18 protein-coding genes are annotated in these 16,018 nt (G+C 48.6%); 2 read left to right on the top strand and 16 right to left on the bottom strand.

The features are described 5' to 3' along the window. Window positions 1–117: 117 nt before the first annotated feature. The 8 genes from MKY12_RS08100 to MKY12_RS08065 form a co-directional block, all read right to left on the bottom strand. Window positions 118–1,677, bottom strand: a complete 1,560-nt coding sequence (locus MKY12_RS08100; protein ID WP_339255084.1) for a response regulator — start codon at window positions 1,675–1,677, stop codon at window positions 118–120. 40 nt (window positions 1,678–1,717) lie between these two features. Further along, the gene (locus tag MKY12_RS08095) at window positions 1,718–3,439 is read right to left on the bottom strand and encodes a histidine kinase (RefSeq protein WP_339255083.1); all 1,722 of its coding nucleotides are present in this window, start codon (window positions 3,437–3,439) and stop codon (window positions 1,718–1,720) included. A gap of 231 nt (window positions 3,440–3,670) precedes the next feature. Continuing rightward, window positions 3,671–4,699, bottom strand: coding sequence for a CapA family protein (locus tag MKY12_RS08090; RefSeq protein WP_339255082.1), 1,029 nt, complete (start codon window positions 4,697–4,699; stop codon window positions 3,671–3,673). A gap of 45 nt (window positions 4,700–4,744) precedes the next feature. Continuing rightward, complete coding sequence (locus MKY12_RS08085; protein WP_339257397.1) at window positions 4,745–4,942, bottom strand: DUF1877 family protein; 198 nt, start codon at window positions 4,940–4,942, stop codon at window positions 4,745–4,747. Between the two features lie 131 nt (window positions 4,943–5,073). Next, entirely contained in the window at window positions 5,074–5,733 is a 660-nt protein-coding gene (locus MKY12_RS08080; RefSeq protein WP_339255081.1) for a class I SAM-dependent methyltransferase, read from the bottom strand. A gap of 177 nt (window positions 5,734–5,910) precedes the next feature. After that, the gene (locus tag MKY12_RS08075; protein ID WP_339255080.1) at window positions 5,911–6,933 is read right to left on the bottom strand and encodes an SDR family oxidoreductase; all 1,023 of its coding nucleotides are present in this window, start codon (window positions 6,931–6,933) and stop codon (window positions 5,911–5,913) included. An 18-nt stretch (window positions 6,934–6,951) separates the two neighbouring features. Further along, window positions 6,952–7,890: an aldo/keto reductase family protein gene (locus MKY12_RS08070; protein WP_209872675.1), complete on the bottom strand. Its 939-nt coding sequence runs from the start codon at window positions 7,888–7,890 to the stop codon at window positions 6,952–6,954. A gap of 66 nt (window positions 7,891–7,956) precedes the next feature. Beyond that, on the bottom strand, window positions 7,957–8,544 hold the full coding sequence (locus MKY12_RS08065; protein WP_209872679.1) for a TetR/AcrR family transcriptional regulator: 588 nt from the start codon (window positions 8,542–8,544) through the stop codon (window positions 7,957–7,959). Window positions 8,545–8,727: 183 nt separating this feature from the next. On the opposite strand from MKY12_RS08065, the gene MKY12_RS08060 reads away from it, so the two are divergent. Beyond that, entirely contained in the window at window positions 8,728–9,690 is a 963-nt protein-coding gene (locus tag MKY12_RS08060; RefSeq protein ID WP_339255079.1) for an NADP-dependent oxidoreductase, read from the top strand. Between the two features lie 22 nt (window positions 9,691–9,712). Here the strand turns inward: MKY12_RS08060 and MKY12_RS08055 are convergent, their stop codons facing one another. Then, on the bottom strand, window positions 9,713–10,309 hold the full coding sequence (locus tag MKY12_RS08055; protein ID WP_339255078.1) for a TetR family transcriptional regulator C-terminal domain-containing protein: 597 nt from the start codon (window positions 10,307–10,309) through the stop codon (window positions 9,713–9,715). Between the two features lie 123 nt (window positions 10,310–10,432). Between MKY12_RS08055 and MKY12_RS08050 the strand changes: the two genes are divergently transcribed. After that, complete coding sequence (locus MKY12_RS08050; protein WP_076079043.1) at window positions 10,433–10,978, top strand: hypothetical protein; 546 nt, start codon at window positions 10,433–10,435, stop codon at window positions 10,976–10,978. Window positions 10,979–11,018: 40 nt separating this feature from the next. On the opposite strand, the gene MKY12_RS08045 is transcribed toward MKY12_RS08050, so the two are convergent. From MKY12_RS08045 to MKY12_RS08015, 7 genes are all read right to left on the bottom strand, one after another. Further along, on the bottom strand, window positions 11,019–11,624 hold the full coding sequence (locus tag MKY12_RS08045) for a DUF1349 domain-containing protein (RefSeq protein WP_036721478.1): 606 nt from the start codon (window positions 11,622–11,624) through the stop codon (window positions 11,019–11,021). A gap of 79 nt (window positions 11,625–11,703) precedes the next feature. Continuing rightward, window positions 11,704–12,192, bottom strand: coding sequence for a hypothetical protein (locus tag MKY12_RS08040; protein WP_339255076.1), 489 nt, complete (start codon window positions 12,190–12,192; stop codon window positions 11,704–11,706). Continuing rightward, the gene (locus MKY12_RS08035; protein ID WP_339255075.1) at window positions 12,183–12,518 is read right to left on the bottom strand and encodes an Imm3 family immunity protein; all 336 of its coding nucleotides are present in this window, start codon (window positions 12,516–12,518) and stop codon (window positions 12,183–12,185) included. The genes MKY12_RS08040 and MKY12_RS08035 overlap by 10 nt, the downstream gene beginning before the upstream one ends. Continuing rightward, complete coding sequence (locus MKY12_RS08030; protein WP_339255074.1) at window positions 12,515–12,865, bottom strand: Imm3 family immunity protein; 351 nt, start codon at window positions 12,863–12,865, stop codon at window positions 12,515–12,517. Before MKY12_RS08030 ends, MKY12_RS08035 begins: the two co-directional genes overlap by 4 nt. 233 nt (window positions 12,866–13,098) lie before the next feature. Further along, on the bottom strand, window positions 13,099–13,470 hold the full coding sequence (locus MKY12_RS08025) for an Imm3 family immunity protein (RefSeq protein WP_339255073.1): 372 nt from the start codon (window positions 13,468–13,470) through the stop codon (window positions 13,099–13,101). A 169-nt stretch (window positions 13,471–13,639) separates the two neighbouring features. Further along, window positions 13,640–14,029 carry a hypothetical protein gene (locus tag MKY12_RS08020; RefSeq protein WP_339255072.1) on the bottom strand — a complete coding sequence of 130 codons (390 nt, stop codon included), beginning with the start codon at window positions 14,027–14,029 and terminating at the stop codon, window positions 13,640–13,642. 138 nt (window positions 14,030–14,167) lie between these two features. Next, window positions 14,168–15,964 (bottom strand): hypothetical protein, encoded by a 1,797-nt coding sequence (locus MKY12_RS08015; RefSeq protein WP_339313393.1) that lies wholly within the window; start codon window positions 15,962–15,964, stop codon window positions 14,168–14,170. Window positions 15,965–16,018: the final 54 nt, after the last annotated feature.

The following is a 16,018-nucleotide window of genomic DNA, read 5'->3' as shown; positions in this document are numbered from 1 at the left end:
TATCAACTAAAAGTAATACTTTTTCAACGATCCGTTTAAATATATACTTTCCAAAAAAACAAAAAACGTTGCCTCTGATTTGGAAATCAGGACTGGCAACGTTTGGTAATCATCAGCTTAGATTTTCTGCTTCTTGCGGTATTCCCCCGGCGTCATGCCGGTGATCTGCTTGAACTGCCGGTTGAAATAGATAATATTCTTATAGCCCATCCGTTCGGCTATCTCATAGATCTTAAGCGTCGGATCACTGAGCAGCTCGAACACTCTGCCTGTTTTGCGTTCGTTAACATACTCGCTGAAGGGCACCCCATACTCTTCCTTGAACAGGAAGCCCAGATAATTCGGGGTGAAGTCGAAGTGGGCGGCTACCTCCTTCAGCGTGATTTTCTTCTCCAGATTCTCCTCCACATAATTCATAATCTCGTCAATCAGCTTGCGCTTCTGCCGCTGCCGCTTCACATACAGCAGCTCCGACAGCTCGAAGAATCTCCGTCTCATCCACGACAGGATATCGTGAATCGTCTCGAACTGGAACAGGATGTCCGGCTGATGAGACTCCCACTGGAGCAGCTCATACAGATTCTCATTCTGCTGCTGCAGGTCCGCATGCAGCTTGGAGGTGATCCGGATAATCAGCTCATAGACATCCTTCTTGCCCGCATTCGTGAACAGCTCCAGCAGATGATCGTCAATCGCCACCAGATCGTACTGGATGATAGCCTCCAGCAGCTGCACAACGGTCTGTTCAATCCTTGCCCCCGGCGTCCCGCGCGGGGAGGACTCCAGATTGTCGCGGATCAGCCGGTTCTTGCCCAGCAGCCACTTCGCACTGAGTGCAGCCGTTGCCTGCTGATAGGATTCATGCAGCCCCGCCTCATCCTGGGCGTAACGCCCGACCCCGATGGTTAAGGTGCAGGGTGAGCTCCCGGCCATCTGCTTAATCAGCTCATCCAGCAGACTGAGGAAGCTGTCCTGCGGAAGGCTGCACAGAATGACGAACCGGTGATGATGGACGGGGATCAGTGTTCCCAGCTGGGCGCTCTCTACGAACGCTCTGATCAGTCCGGCCATCTGCCGCGTCTTGACCCGCGCATCCTCCTCGGACAGGTCGCGCATTTTCCATTCCAGATCATCAATCTCAATAATTGCTGTAGCCGCCCCCTTCATGAGCAGCGGATTCAGGGCACTGCGCAGATGCTGCTCCGCCGGCTCAGGCGATGCATCCTCGAACCAGCGCAGAATCAGCTCCTTGTTCACCAGGGACAGCGCCTCGGTAAATGAACGGTTCTTCTCCCGTTCCTGCTCCAGAGCGGCAGACAGGGATTCGAGCATGTCGTAGAGATCCTTGTCTTCCACAGGCTTCAATAAATAACCGGAGGCATTGATCTCAATCGCTTCCTTGGCATAGCTGAAATCCTCATGGCCGCTGATGAAGACAATTTTGACCTTTGGATGGATCACCTTCGCCCGGCGCGCGAATTCTGTCCCCGTCATAATGGGCATCCGTATATCGGACAGGATGATATCCACCCGCTCCTGCTCCATAATCTTAAGCGCATTGAAGCCGCTGTTCGCCGTTCCTACCACTGCAAGATCCAGCGGGCTGGCCAGTACTCTGCGCCGCAGCCATTCCAGATCAATCGCTTCATCGTCAACCAGCAATACATTGATACTCATCGCAATCTTGTCCTCCTGTATGTGTAACTGACCCTAAGTCTTACAGCTCCTCATCACCCTGAAGCCCGGCAGGGAGCAGCAGCCGCACGGTTGTCCCGCCTCCGTAGAAGCTGGCAATGCTCACCCCGTAAGCATCGCCGTATCTGAGCTTGATCCGCTCATCCACATTTTTCACACCGTAACCGCCTGACTGGCTCGGCCCCTGCATCATACGCTTAACCACTTCAGGACGCATGCCAATCCCGTTATCAATTACCTTGAGCTCAATATTGTCCCCCACCCGCTTGCCGGTCAGCCGGATGGCGATGGTCTCACCGAACCAGGCGTGCTTGAATATATTCTCGACAAAAGGCTGAAGCAGCAGCTTAATCACCTGCATGTGCAGAATCTCCTCGTCCACATCCACGTGCAGCGTGAAGGCATCCGCATATTTGACCCGCTGGATCTCCAAGTAAGTAGCCACCTGGTCCAGCTCCTTCTCCAGTTCAATATAGACATTGCCTTGATTGAGCGTCAGCCGGTAGAACCGGGACAGCCCCTGGACCATCTCCGTGACCTTGCCGATCTCCCCGAGATTAGCAAGGCTACTGATCGTAGAGAGCGTATTATAGAGAAAATGCGGATTAATCTGTGCCTGCAGGGCTTCCAGCTCCGCCTGCTTCTTCTGGATTCCCTGCACATACACGCTGTTGATCAGCCCCTGGATGTTGGAGGCCATATCATTGAAGGAATCCGCGATCTGCACGAATTCATCATTACCGGAGAAGCGGATGCGCTTCTGGAAGTTCCCGTCCTGGAAGGAGCGTACCAGGCCTACGATCCGGCTCATTTTGCGTCCCGATATCCGTGCTACCACATACCCGATCAAGGTCATAACCAGGAAGCTCAGACTGCAGACTGCGATAATCACACGGCGCAGGCGTCCGGCATCCTGAGTGAGATATTTATGCGGAACCATCGCTTCAATTATGAAGTTACTGCCCGGAATCTGCTCCTGCAGCCTGAGGAAGCTCCCCTCCCGGCTGCTATTATTGGCGGGACCCCGCTGGAACAGAACGTCCCCGGTGGTCTCCTCCACCAGCCGCAGCGTAATCCCTTCCTCCAGCGGGAAGGTGTCGAAGCCGCCGAACAGGTCCTCCAGCGATACCGTAATCCGCACATAACCGATCAGAGATTTGTAATCACTGAAGTTGACGAGTCTGCGTACATGCGAGAGGTTGCCCAGCTTCTGGTCCGTATCAATCTGCAGCCACAAATTATCACGCTTGGAATCCTTCAGCGAGCGATACCATGGACTGCCTGTAATATCGTCCAGCGGCAGAATGTAGTAATCGCTGGTAATGATCGGCTCATCCAGATTATCCCCGGACACAATGTTCAGATCTGGGTTCGGGGTGTAGAGCATGAAGCGGATCTTGTTCCCGAACAGCTGCAGCGGCGCGGTAATCTGGGGGATAATCTCGTCAAGCATCGTCAGATAGATCTCAAACGGCGTCCCCTTCAGCTCAAGCGCACGCTGGAACGGCTGGCTGCCGAACAGGTTGTCCGACATCCGCTGTATTTCATCCATCTGATAGCGGATATTGTTCCTCGACTGCTCCATACCTGTGCGGATGTTGGACTCGGCCATCTCTGTCCTGGAATCCGTCAGCATGGAATAGGAGATATAGCCGATGAACACATCCGTGAGGAGAACCAGCAGCAGATAAGGAATCATCATTTTATAGGTGAAAGGCATGTACTTCTTAAGCTTGGGCATCATTCACTGGACATCCTCTGCATGGAATTCGTTACAGCTATTCTATAGAACTAATATTCATATTGTAGAGCAGATTCACTCCGCGCTGTTAGCACAATGCTAAGAATGAATAGCACAAAATGAAGAATACCGGGAAAACGCAAAACAGCCCGGGGAGGATTAGGAAGCGGCTCCCCGGGCTATAAGAGATGGATCATACAGATTCATGGATAAGAACTGTTACGCCGGCTTATTTCACAGCTTCTCACTGACTGCCCCGTTCGCTGCAATCTTCGCATTGAAGGAGAGCTGGTTCAGCTTCTTGATGGTTTCTTTATTGTAGGCATCCCCCATGAAATTCGGCTGGCCGCCAATAATTTTGACCGGTGTAATGCTGCTGTTTACCCCTGACGGGTTAATGGTGAAGTTAACCAGCATGGAATGCAGGGTCTTGTCTCCGCCCCGTGTAGAACGGTTGAACACAAAGTTGCCCAGTGAATAATAGATCGGCTTATGCTTGTAATATTCAATACCCATCAGACAATGACTGTGCGCGCCCAGGATGATATCTGCCCCACTGTCGATCATCTGCTTGGCCAGCTTCCGCGCATACGCTTCCGGGTAATCCTTGAATTCCTGATTCCAGTGAATATAGACAACCGTATAGTCATTATCCTTGGCAGACTTCTTAATCGCACTTAGCAGCGGCTCTGCCGTATAAGCTGAGGCTGCTCCCGGGCTGTTCTTGCCTGCATACCAGGAAGGGTCAGACAGCACACGGCTTGTACCCAGAACGGCGATCCGCTTGCCCTTGACGGTCTTGACATACGGTTTGAAGGCTTCATCCATATTGGCACCCGCACCGGTGTGTCCAATATTGTTCTTATCCAGATGAATCAGCGTGTCCAGCATCGCGGTCCGGCCGTAATCCAGAATATGATTATTGGCTACGCTCACGCCGTCGATCCCCGCTTTACTTAATCCCGCAAGTGCCGCCGGCTTGGAACGGAAGGCGAACGTCTTGCTGGCCGCAGCCCCGCGCACAGAGACTGGAGTCTCCAGATTGGCAAAAGCAAGATCGGCCTTCTTCAGCACAGGCGCCACCTTGGCGAACGGGAAATCTACGCCATACTTGGCAATCTGGTCGCCGACAAAGCCGTCCAGCAGAATATCCCCGGCAAACGTAAGACGGATTTCCTCCTGCGGAGCAGTCCCTTGGGCACTTATCCCCGCAGCGGGGACCAGCAGAAGCAGAATCATGAATATAACAGCATATCTGCGCAACGTTCTCTAGCTCCTTTTTCTAATGTAATATAATAATGACTATGACTAGGAAATATAGAACACAACGCAGGATGCACTCGCGCTTGCCTGCTGATAGAACTCCCGGATGGCCTTGAAATACGTATAGATATAATCAAAGAATTCTTTCGCCTCATCATCCTCCATAAGGGGGTAGATTCCTTCCTCCATCATCTGCCGGAAAGGGTAGTGTTCCCTCAGCCAGGCTTCTTCTATTCCCTCCAGAGCTGAAGCAATTCAGCATGTACAGTCAGGTAATTGCCGATCATCCCCATGAGATTGTCTCCTTCTTTCTTCTGCCCTTGAAGCTATTCTACTACAATGGAAGGAAACAACCAAATGATGGGTGAATTTTGCTAGATTTGCGCTTTTTTAAGCACTGCCCGGAAGCAGCTCAGGCCGCCCCACTGGTCTGTACGCACGGCATCTGCCGGAAGATTGAAATCCGTCTCGCCCCAATACTGAAATCCGGCCTGGAGCAGAATCTCATTCATCCGCGGCAGGTTGACGGTCGGATGATCAAAGGTCAGCACCAGCAGTCCTTCTCCATTAAGCGTTCTATGAAACTCACGGACGGCCAGGACCGCTTCCTGCACAGACAGATGCTCCAGCACCGAGATACAAAAAACCGTATCAAAGCTCTCATCCTCATAAGGCAGTGAGGTCAAATCAGCCTGGGCCAAGTGCAGCCTGTTCACAGGTCCGGCCTCCACCTGACGGGCTGCAGCTGCTCCGACATCCTCGGTGATATTCTGCATAATCGCTTCATGCGACAGAATCCGGGCATCCTTATCACAGGCATAGACCTCAGCGCTATGCTCGGCAAGATAGAATTTGAGCGGATGAGAGATCCCGCAGGCGGCATCCAGCACGACATCATGCGGTGAGATGAAATGGGTACACCATTCATATTCATATGGGCGGCTCCACCAGGCTTTCGGCAAATCATAAATCAGCTTGTCACGGCGTGCATCGGTATTCACAAAAAAACGGGAGACGTAAGGATGTGTCGGCATGACCAGGACTCCTTTACTCGTGGGGATTTCGGTAGTCAGAGTATATTCACGAATCCGGGTTTCATGCTATACCTGGGTTATAACCTGACACTGCTTATACACAAACAGGCACCATCCTCTATGGACAGCACCTGTTCCGGTATGAAGAAATATTCTGATAGATACTATTAGTTCTCTCTACACGTAATAGCTAAGCAGCTTTGCATCGACGCCGTGCCTGGCGATCAATCCGTCCAGCATCTTGGACCAATCCTGGTCAACTGTGCATAATTCAGAATGGGCTTCGAACCAGGCAACCGACCGTTTCACCCCTTCAGCGAACGGCACAGTAGCGGCGAAGTCAGGAACGAGACGCTTGATCTTGCTGTTGTCGAACACACTGCTGACCGCCTGATCCCCGATCAGCCCGTCCGCTGTTCCCGGCGGGGTATTCGCAGCGATGAAATCCGTAGACATGTGTACAACCTTCGGCTCACGGCCGGCTGCCTCCCCGATGGCCGCATAGATCTGATTCCAGTTCAGTACCTCATCCGAGGTAATATGAACCGCTTCTCCAATCGCCTCCTGAAGTCCCAGCAATCCAACGAAGCCTTTGGCAAAATCCGTATTATGCGTCAATGTCCATAGAGAGGTACCATCGCCATGGATAACGAGCGGCTGGCCCTTGCGGATGCGTTCCACCAGAGACCATGGATGGCTCCAGCTGGTCAGCGCCGCCGGAATAGCTGTATCTCCGTACGTATGGGATGGACGGACAATGGTCACCGGGAAGCCGCTGCTCTGATACGCTTCCAGAAGCAGCTGCTCGGAGGCAATCTTATCCCGGGAATACTGCCAATAAGGGTTCACCAGCGGAGTCTCTTCGGTAATCAGATAATTACGCTGGGGCTTCTGATATGCGGAAGCCGAGCTGATATAGATATACTGCTGCGTCTTGCCTGTGAACAGATCAATATCTGTCTGCACATGCTCCGGCGTAAAGGCAATCCAGTCCACAACAACATCGAAGTCATGCCCCTTCAGCGCCTCGGCTGCCTTCTCTTTGTCACGGATATCGCCCTGAATCACCTGAGCGCCCTGAGGCACGAAGCCGCTGCGCTCTCCACGGTTGAACAGATACAGTTCTATTCCCCGTTCCACTGCCAGCCGGGAAACCGCCTGACTGATAAGTCCCGTACCTCCGATAAATAGAACCTTCATCTGTATCCTCCCTCTCTCTTAACCGATAATTTCTTCAATTCGGGCCAGTATATCCTCATTCAGCTCAATGCCGGAAGCCTTTACATTCTCCTCCACCTGCTCCGGGCGGCTCGCGCCGACCAGGGCACTGGATACATTCGGCTGACGCAGAATCCAGGCCAGTGCCAGATTGCCTACTGAGATATCCAGTTCAGCGGCCACCTTGCCCAGCTCCTGAACCTTCGTAAGCTTCTCCTCCGTAATTCCTTTGCGCATCCAGTCGAGCCGGGCAGCCCGGCTGTCTGCCGGAATCTCGGAGACTGAGCTGTATTTGCCGGTCAGCAGGCCTTGAGCGAGCGGAGAGAACACAACTTGTCCGATTCCCTTGCGCTGCCCAAGCGGGATAATCTCCTTCTCGATATAACGTTCGAACATATTATAGACCGGCTGATTGACCACGATATGATCCAGCAGATACCGGTCGGCAACCGCAAGGGCTTCGGTCATCTGCGCCGCTGTCCATTCGCTGACTCCAACATAGAGCACCTTGCCCTGACGGACCAGATCATCCAGCGCCCGCAGCGTCTCCTCGATCGGGGTCTCCGGATCATACCGGTGACAATAGAGCAGATCCACGTATTCAGCGCCCAGCCGCTTCAGGCTGGCATGGCATTGCTCGGTAATATGCTTCCGGGACAGGCCGCGGTCATTGGGACCGTCGCCCATAACCCCGAACACCTTGGTCGCCAGCACGTAGGATTCGCGCGGATAGCTGCTCAGGGTAGCTCCCAGCACCTTTTCCGCCGCCCCCTTCTCATAGACATTCGCGGTATCAAAAAAATTAATGCCCAGGGAGTAAGCGGTTTCAATGGCCTTAACGGCATTGTCCTGCTCCACATATCCTCCGTAGGTCAACCAGCTTCCCAGGCTAATCTCACTGACCTTAAGTCCGGTCCCACCTAATCTGCGGTATTTCATTAATCCTCTGCTCCTCTCTGAATCCGGCAGTTCCCACCAACCGGTTGCTATATGCACCTATTCATTCTAGAACAATTTGGTAGAAATAGAAAGCGGAGCGGACGGCGGGACCATCTGGTTACGCTCCATGAGTGCCCACAATTGCCCGGATAGCTCTGTTGCTGAATACGGCGTTGCACGCGTAACCAGCTGTTCGATCATGCCGGTCATTGCCACAGCCAGAAATTGCACCAGGATTCCCTTGTCCATCATCTTGTTAATGCCGCCCATATCCATCTGTTTGTCGAATCCCCGTATCAGTACCGCCTGCAGACGATTTCGGAACGCGGGAACCCCTTGGTTAGCCAGCGCCGCTGCATAGAACGAAGCATGCTCATCGAGGTAACGGAACGTATAGTGCAGAGCCGCCTCAGTAGGAAACAGCGCCTGTTCGCCGCACGGCAGACAGCTGTCAATCAGCTTGACAAAATGTGTCCTGATGCACTGGTCCAGCAGATCGTATTTGTCGGTATAATGCGAATAAACGGTGCCCCGGCTTACATTGGCCCGCTCGGCTATTTCGTTTATCGTAATTTGTTCGAAGTTCTTCTCTGCAATCAGCTGGATAAAGGCTTCAATAATAGCCTCCTGCGATTTACGTATCCTTCTATCCATAAATAACCCCTTCTTCGCCCCGTTCGAATTGATTTGAACACTTCTACAGATTCTGTACAATACTGAACACATTCCGAAATTCTAGCAATTGATGCAGCTATACCACACTGGTAGGATCATTATAGTGAACGTCTACCCGTAAATCAACAGAGGCTCAAAATACACGGATCGGAGGATTTAGCTATGCATGCAATTGCTATTCAGCATTATGGTAATCCCGAAGTATTCACAGAAGAGGTACTCCCTACTCCCGCTATCACCGAGACTCAGATGCGCATTGAAATGTACGCCACAACTGTCAGTTCCGCTGACCAACTGGTGCGCTCAGGCGCATTCGAGGAGTTGATGCAGCTGCAGTTCCCCCATGTGCTGGGAGTAGAAGTAGCCGGAATAGTGAGGGCGATTGGGAAAAATGTGTCACGGCTGAAGGTGGGCGACCGCGTCATGGGGCTCTCCAGGTCCGGCGGCGGTTACGCAGACTTCTTAGCTCTGGAAGAGAACTCAGCGGTTGTTATTCCGCCTGAGCTTTCCTTTCAGGAAGCTGCCGCCCTGCCCGCCTCTGCCTTGTCTGCCTGGCAGTCCTTATTCCAGTACGGCAAGCTGCACCCGGGCCAACGGATTCTTATTCACGCTGGCGCTGGAGGTGTAGGACATCTTGCGGTGCAAATGGCCAAGCAGCACGGCGCCTATGTCCTGGCCACCGCCCGGGAGTATAATCATGAATTTGTGCGGCAGCTTGGAGCCGATGAGGTTATTGACTACACGACCACTGATTTCGCAGAAGCAACCGGCACAGTAGATATTGTATTGGATATGGTGAGAGAAACTTCCATTAATGCGGACACTGGATTAGGAGCAACCGAACAGAAGAACCTTCAGATTCTGCGGGACAACGGCAGGCTAATCTCCCTGGTAGACCCGATGATCACCACCCACCCCAAGGTTCGCGGAATCGAGGCCCAGTTTGCCTATATCGAGCCGAACCCAAAGGATCTGGCTTCCATTATCCAGCAAGTCCGCGAGCATAAGCTTAAGGTGCATGTGGAGGAGATTTTCCCGTTTACAATGCAGGGGATAGTAGGTGCGCATAATCATTATGAGACCCGGAAGGTTCGGGGGAAATTAGTGATTCTGAGACAGGGATAGAACATTATACAGAACCAGACTGTTATGTCGTACTTGGAGTGCAGATAGACTCCAGATGAACATTCAGCACCCGGATCACACGTTGTTTATTCATCCTGTCAGGCTCCAGCATGGCATGAAGGGCCAGGCCGTCAATCAGAGCATACAGCCGTTCAGCTTCATCCCCCTTATCCAGCCCCTGCTTAAAGAGTGCGTGCTGATCCAGGTAGTCAATAATCTGCACAATCAGCGGATAGATCGCATCATTAAGCTCAACAGGCTTCTCCCCGCCAGTCTTGAGATGGAAGGTAAATGCGAACCATACCTCCATCTCAGCCATGCTGCTGTCGTCTGTAGGGAGCAGCTCCAGCAGCACCTTCATAATCTGCTCCCGCGGAGGAAGCTCCGACTGCATAATGTCCACAATCCTCGCTGTTACGCGCTCCTTCACCAGATTCATAGCGAACTCCAGCAATTCTTGCTGGGTAGAGAAATAATGGCGCAGCGCACCCAAGGATACACCCGCCTCGGCAGCAATATTACGCACCGTAGCCCCTTTGATTCCCTGCCGGATAATGACCCGCCAGGTGGCTTCAGCAATATTCGATTTTCGTTCGGAATGATCTACAATTTTTGGCATGACCATATTGTAGCATACCCGAAATAATAAGCACAATTTAAATAATACGGTTGTACTATTTAAAGACCGCTGTTATACTTCGACTAGGCTATAACTACTATCAACAATAACAAGGGGTGCTATATGAATCTGGTGGCATGGGCGATTGTGACCTGTGAGGTCTTGTTCTGGGTGGTCATTCTTGCAGGCTTTACAGCACGTTATATCTTCAAGCGGCCTACACTGGGGCTAATTTTCCTGGCGATGACTCCGGTCCTCGATATCCTACTGTTACTGATTTCCGGCGTGGATTTGGCACGGGGCGCTACCGCTACGACAGCCCATGCGCTTGCGGCTGTGTATATTTCTGTGTCTCTTGTATTCGGTAAAAGCATGATCGCTTGGGCCGACGAACGCTTCCGCTACTATGTTACCAAGCAAGGGACGAAGCCGGCCAAGCGTTACGGCATGGACCATGCCAAGCATTATTTCAAGGGCTGGGTGAAGCACTTGCTCTCTTTTGTGCTCGCTGCCGGTATTCTGTATGGATTGATATTGTGGATCGACGATGCCGCCCGCACGGAGGCGCTGTTAAGTATCCTGACTGTATGGTCCGTGGTGGTCGGCATTGACCTGATTATCACTGTTACCTATTTCATCTGGCCCAGACAGGCCAAAGGTTCGAGCTAAGCTCCGGCAGGAGCAGCTGGTTCATCGAAAAAAAGCCGGCTTATATGCCGGCTCTTATATTTTTCACCGTCCGCTGTTCCAGTGAGAAATGCTTGTAGATTCTATCCCCGCCATCGCCAGTAGGGGCCTGCGCCAATAACCCAACCTTGACTGTGTCTCCCACCGGAAGGTTAAAGAAACGCATCATGTCAAACCGTACGCCGTCGGTCGAATAATGAAAAGCAAAGGCATTCCCGGATCTGGCGGCCTGCAGCCATACCTCATTGCCCTCAATATTGCAGCCGTTCGCATCATCCGAGGTCTGGTTCGTAACTACGCTGACCACTGCGTGGGTATCAAAATCTGTCAGCTCGAAGCAAGCCTTCGCCCAGACCGACAGATCCTGCATAATCATAATGGAAGAAGAATCGTACGTGTCCCGGAAGTCATGACTCACCTTCACCCGCAGCACGAAATCCCCGGATACTTCAGTATAGAAGAAAGGCGCGTTGGTCAGACTCTCAGGCGTCAGCCCTTCTTCCGCAACCGCCCCGTTATTGCAGAAAAAATCACTGTTAGCAGTGGCCTCTATTATAATACTGTCATCCTCAAACCTGATGTTCCCCTCATTCATCCATTGGTACGCTGCGAAATCAGTCTTAGTCATTTGGTAGTCCTCCTATTTTTGGGAAATTCAAAATATACTACTATTATATTTCGATTCTCACATAATTTACACCTCAAACTCATTCAAACCCGTCTATCTCGATAGGATTCATGGTTATAAAATTGTCATACCATCCATTTAAGGGGATATGCGCCCCATTTACTATATCTAAACTATTTATTTTAAGCACGAACATGCCTCCTCTTTCGAGTATTCTAAATAATGGATCATATATTCTTAAATACTCATATTTATCTGGATTTTTATCAGCATACATAGCAAGATGTAAATAATACTGAACAATATTTTTTACATATGTATTCTCTCCTAAAAAATCCAAAACTTCCAAGCTACAATACTCCGAAATATCTATTTCGTCTTTGTCGCCTAATAGCTTTGCTATATTTGCAGCCAGAGGTTTTATCGGCCTAATCCCCTCCTCTTTAAAAAAACAAGCTAATCTCCGTAAAAATTCACAAGCCAAATCAGCCTGTACTTCTGGTGAATTTCCACCAGCCAAATCCCAGTTAATACTATTGATTCTTTCTTTTGCATCAATTAAATACATAGCTTAACCTTCACTTTTTGAGTAAGTCTGCTCAAATCCTCAATATCTTCCATCTCTAACTCATTGGCTAATTTATCAATATTAAAATCCTTAATAATATTTTTCACTTCATCGAGGATTCGTTGTGAGACTACACCTTTATCAATTTGTAAATCTGCTAGGCAAACATAAAATATAATATTCTCAACTTCCCCCTCCTCTATAACATTGGATAACTCGTACAAACATCTTCCTCCTGCTTGGAGAGTATTTAGTCCATCACTTATTGAATTATTAAAAACTTCACGTATGTATTTACTAAATTCTGTATAACTCCAATCTTTCATATGTTCCCCCTCTTCTCCCCATTCATCAACTTTTGATTATATTTTTCAATATCCTGCAAAACCTTCTTAGCATCCTCGGCTGCTAATTCTTGCTTTAAGGTTGTGGAGGAAATATCAATAATACTATTTAATTCAAATTGTATATCTTCTCTAATATAATTTTTTTCAAGAGAAAGAAGAGCAACTGTCAAATAAACAACTAGTTTTTCAACGTTACTCCTTAAGATTCCACGATGATATTCAACAAGCAATTTTTCTGTGACTTGCGATAATGATAAGCCTTCCTTCAAAAATTCTTCAAAATCTTCCGCAATAAACTGTTCAAGTTCTTTATAATTCCATAGCACTTTACTTCACCTCTACTTCATTCACCTAGAGACAGAAATTTTCAATTAAAAGTTAAGGATGGTTTTTTCAATAAACAAAATAAAAAGCAAGTCCATTATGATATTGTATATCGATAGAGGACCTGCTTTGCGTAAAGAAATAGCAAAATTGTTTCTCAGAAAATTCACAATACAATAACAACTTACTTTACTAATTCCCACTATTATCTTGGTCAATTTTATCTAAAGCTTCATCACTTATCTCTTATGAAGGAATTATAATCAACAGGTAATTCTTTAAGTGAAATTAACACATTATTAATTCTTGTAGTCAAATCAGTAAGATCTTCAATTGATATAAGTCCTGATAACTCATTGGGATTATAATTGATTAATAATTCCTCAATAGAATTTAAATTGCCGATAAAAACTTTTTGGTGCGACAAAATTATTTCACCCATCGCTGTAGAAACTATAATATCCTCTAATATCCCTTCTTTTCGAACTGTCTCAAAATCATAGGATGTTCTTGCAAGGGCAAGTTGATCACTTAAATTTTGTTCAAGATAATTATTGTAATTTCTATTCACTGCTTCAAATAGCTCTTCATATTCCCAATCGTCCATAAAGTGCTACTCCTTCTTGCAACTCCAGATTATTAAGATAGTTATTTCGATCTAAGATACCCTAAAACGATAAAACAACTCTGTAACAAACCTTATTTTTACAGCTTTATTCAAACCCGCCCAGGTGTGGTGGTGTTAGTTTCATAAGCACCTTTTGTACCTACGTTAATTATATCCTCCTTGTCTTCCCATCCGCTCTGTCCAAATTAGCTTCACTAATATCTTGCTTCGTAACTTGTAACTCACGCCAATAATTTAGAGGATAAGCCGAGGTACCAACCAGCATTTCGCCTTGTCGGATGTAGAAACTTCCACCTCGTTCTATAAAATTTAACATCGGCTCGTACAAATCCCTATATTCGTTCGCTTCATCAACACCCTCATCTACTAATGAACAAATTTCTAAATGGTAATAACATATTGCTTTTATGTACAAATTATTAATGTCTTCGAGAATTGGACAAGCTTTCATTATATCGATATGAATGCTTTTTTGAAGAATGCTAGCAATACGAATTAATGGGTAGTTATCAGTACTAATAGATAATGTATCCAGCACTACATTAATCCTCCTAAAATATTCACTAATTAATACGTGATGCGATTCACAAAATTTATTCCCTGCCTTTTCAAAATCGATTAAGGATATACGGTTTACAGCATTATTGAGTAGTTCCCCCACCTAACGTCACCTCGCTCATTTAAACAAATTTTTAAAATAGTATTCTTCATATCCAGGAAAAGTCCAGTTTGGTTGAGAGGGGGCATTCTCATGCGCACCGGGTGGATACCCGTCAAATCTCCCCTTTAGTTCGTTCCATGATTCAAGCGTTCGATACTTTTGACCTGCTGCCATATAATTTCGTTCTGTAAGCTCGTGCGCTGCTAATTGCTGGAACCATTCTTTTTGTTTAGCAGATAAATCCCCTTGTTGAGCTATTCTCCAAGCAAAGGCAATCTCATCATCGGCAGCGAATCGTTCAAGTCTAAACTCTATTCCACCTGGTTGAGGAATTTGATGTTTGCAAAAAAACAAATGCTTCTTCATAGTTTTTATTTCCGCAATACTTAGTCCTGTATTTTGTGCCAAATTCTCAATGTCCTTCATTTTCATATTTCTTATTGCTGCATACTCAGCTTCTGCTGCACTATCATAATCCTTTATTCCAGAACCAGTAAATCTCTTGCTTTGAATTGTTCCCCCAACCCCTCTAACCCCAGGATCGAAATCCTCCAGCAAAGGTTTCGCGGGCCCCATGCCCTCTACCTCATCCAACGCTTTCATCTTACCAAAAGAGCTTCCAGTTATTCCAGCGTCAGGCTCTATTTGTCTGTTCTTTTGCGTTCCGGTCTTTACATTAACGGTTCCCGTTCCGAAGACTTCGCTAATCCGGTCTGCACTCGCTGCTCCACGCAAGACGGACTCGAACTCGCTGGAGAGATCACTGAGTACGAATTGCTGCTCGATTTGCATCCCATAGAATTGGGCGGAGAGCACTTGCTCCAGTTGCGTCTTGGGCTGCGGTTTCTCTCCTGTAAATAGTTCAATGAGCGGGTCCACCATGTATTTATCGATAAAATCCTTTTTGGCCGGCTGACTCTCCCAATCTGCCAAATCTGGCATGATACCTCCTGCATGTATAGCCTGCAACTGGCCTTTCGCCCACCCGCCTTTATCTCCAGGCTCCATGGCCATCCGCAGCAGCAGCAGATAGGATTCATTCTTTGGCAGCGGCACACTCTTTGTTAAGATGGAGGGATCGTAATCACATGCCTGAAGCGTCGGTTGCTTGAAGCACATACTCAGGTCTTTACCCACTGTATAGTGCACTTCATCTATCCCCAGCGAAGCCAGTGTCTGACGCGCTTCTTCTGCCTGTAGATGCACTGCATTCATCTGACTCTTGTTCCCAAAGCTCTCGTAGACTTTATAAGCCATTTGTGCCTTAGCAATCTGATCCCGTGCTGTGAAGATATCCTTAAGCTTGCTCTGCGCAGCAATAGCTCCCAAGCTTCCCGGCCCTGAGGTTTGGATGGTCAGCCGGAGCTGCTTCACCGCAGGATCGCTATCCAGCTCATCCCGTCCCGGTAGGGCAGCGAACGAACGGATTAGATTCGTAGCCGCATTGTACGCAGCAGGCGGGATTGAACTCCGTCCCCCCACCTCTTGTGCTCCATACCTCCCGAGCATCCCTGCAAATAAACTAAACTGCTGTGTCACCTGGTCCGCATTCCGTGTATTCTCCGCCTGGAGTCCTTCGACACCCCTAAGGGCAGTTCGGATAATATCCTCCAGCTTCTCTGCTTCTACGGTTAATTCGTTCATTAGCACTTGGGCTTTCATCAGATGGGCTCCCACTGGAATACCGCTCCAACTCCCCGCCTGGCCTTTCATCTGCAGATACAGCCGGTTCGTATCTTGACTCACCTGTCCGATCTTCGTCTGCAGACGCCGGACCTGATCGGTATCAAATATAAGCTTTGCTGAAGCCATATGCTTCCTCCCCGCTTGCAGCTCATAAAATTAGCTATGCAGCGTTCTGCATAG

The organism is Paenibacillus sp. FSL M7-0896 (assembly GCF_037975415.1).
Lineage (GTDB): Bacteria > Bacillota > Bacilli > Paenibacillales > Paenibacillaceae > Paenibacillus_AQ > Paenibacillus_AQ silagei.
Note: the sequence above shows the minus strand (reverse complement) of the source record. Positions and strands in the feature narration are given on the sequence as shown.

What these genes read in the sequence shown, in the direction of transcription:
- MKY12_RS08100 (WP_339255084.1), bottom strand. Translation starts at nt 1,677, where the DNA reads ATGAGTATCAATGTATTGCTGGTTGACGATGAAGCGATTGATCTGGAA.
- MKY12_RS08095 (WP_339255083.1), bottom strand. Translation starts at nt 3,439, where the DNA reads ATGATGCCCAAGCTTAAGAAGTACATGCCTTTCACCTATAAAATGATG.
- MKY12_RS08080 (WP_339255081.1), bottom strand. Translation starts at nt 5,733, where the DNA reads ATGCCGACACATCCTTACGTCTCCCGTTTTTTTGTGAATACCGATGCA.
- MKY12_RS08075 (WP_339255080.1), bottom strand. Translation starts at nt 6,933, where the DNA reads ATGAAGGTTCTATTTATCGGAGGTACGGGACTTATCAGTCAGGCGGTT.
- MKY12_RS08070 (WP_209872675.1), bottom strand. Translation starts at nt 7,890, where the DNA reads ATGAAATACCGCAGATTAGGTGGGACCGGACTTAAGGTCAGTGAGATT.
- MKY12_RS08065 (WP_209872679.1), bottom strand. Translation starts at nt 8,544, where the DNA reads ATGGATAGAAGGATACGTAAATCGCAGGAGGCTATTATTGAAGCCTTT.
- MKY12_RS08060 (WP_339255079.1), top strand. Translation starts at nt 8,728, where the DNA reads ATGCATGCAATTGCTATTCAGCATTATGGTAATCCCGAAGTATTCACA.
- MKY12_RS08055 (WP_339255078.1), bottom strand. Translation starts at nt 10,309, where the DNA reads ATGCCAAAAATTGTAGATCATTCCGAACGAAAATCGAATATTGCTGAA.
- MKY12_RS08050 (WP_076079043.1), top strand. Translation starts at nt 10,433, where the DNA reads ATGAATCTGGTGGCATGGGCGATTGTGACCTGTGAGGTCTTGTTCTGG.
- MKY12_RS08045 (WP_036721478.1), bottom strand. Translation starts at nt 11,624, where the DNA reads ATGACTAAGACTGATTTCGCAGCGTACCAATGGATGAATGAGGGGAAC.
- MKY12_RS08040 (WP_339255076.1), bottom strand. Translation starts at nt 12,192, where the DNA reads ATGTATTTAATTGATGCAAAAGAAAGAATCAATAGTATTAACTGGGAT.
- MKY12_RS08035 (WP_339255075.1), bottom strand. Translation starts at nt 12,518, where the DNA reads ATGAAAGATTGGAGTTATACAGAATTTAGTAAATACATACGTGAAGTT.
- MKY12_RS08025 (WP_339255073.1), bottom strand. Translation starts at nt 13,470, where the DNA reads ATGGACGATTGGGAATATGAAGAGCTATTTGAAGCAGTGAATAGAAAT.
- MKY12_RS08015 (WP_339313393.1), bottom strand. Translation starts at nt 15,964, where the DNA reads ATGGCTTCAGCAAAGCTTATATTTGATACCGATCAGGTCCGGCGTCTG.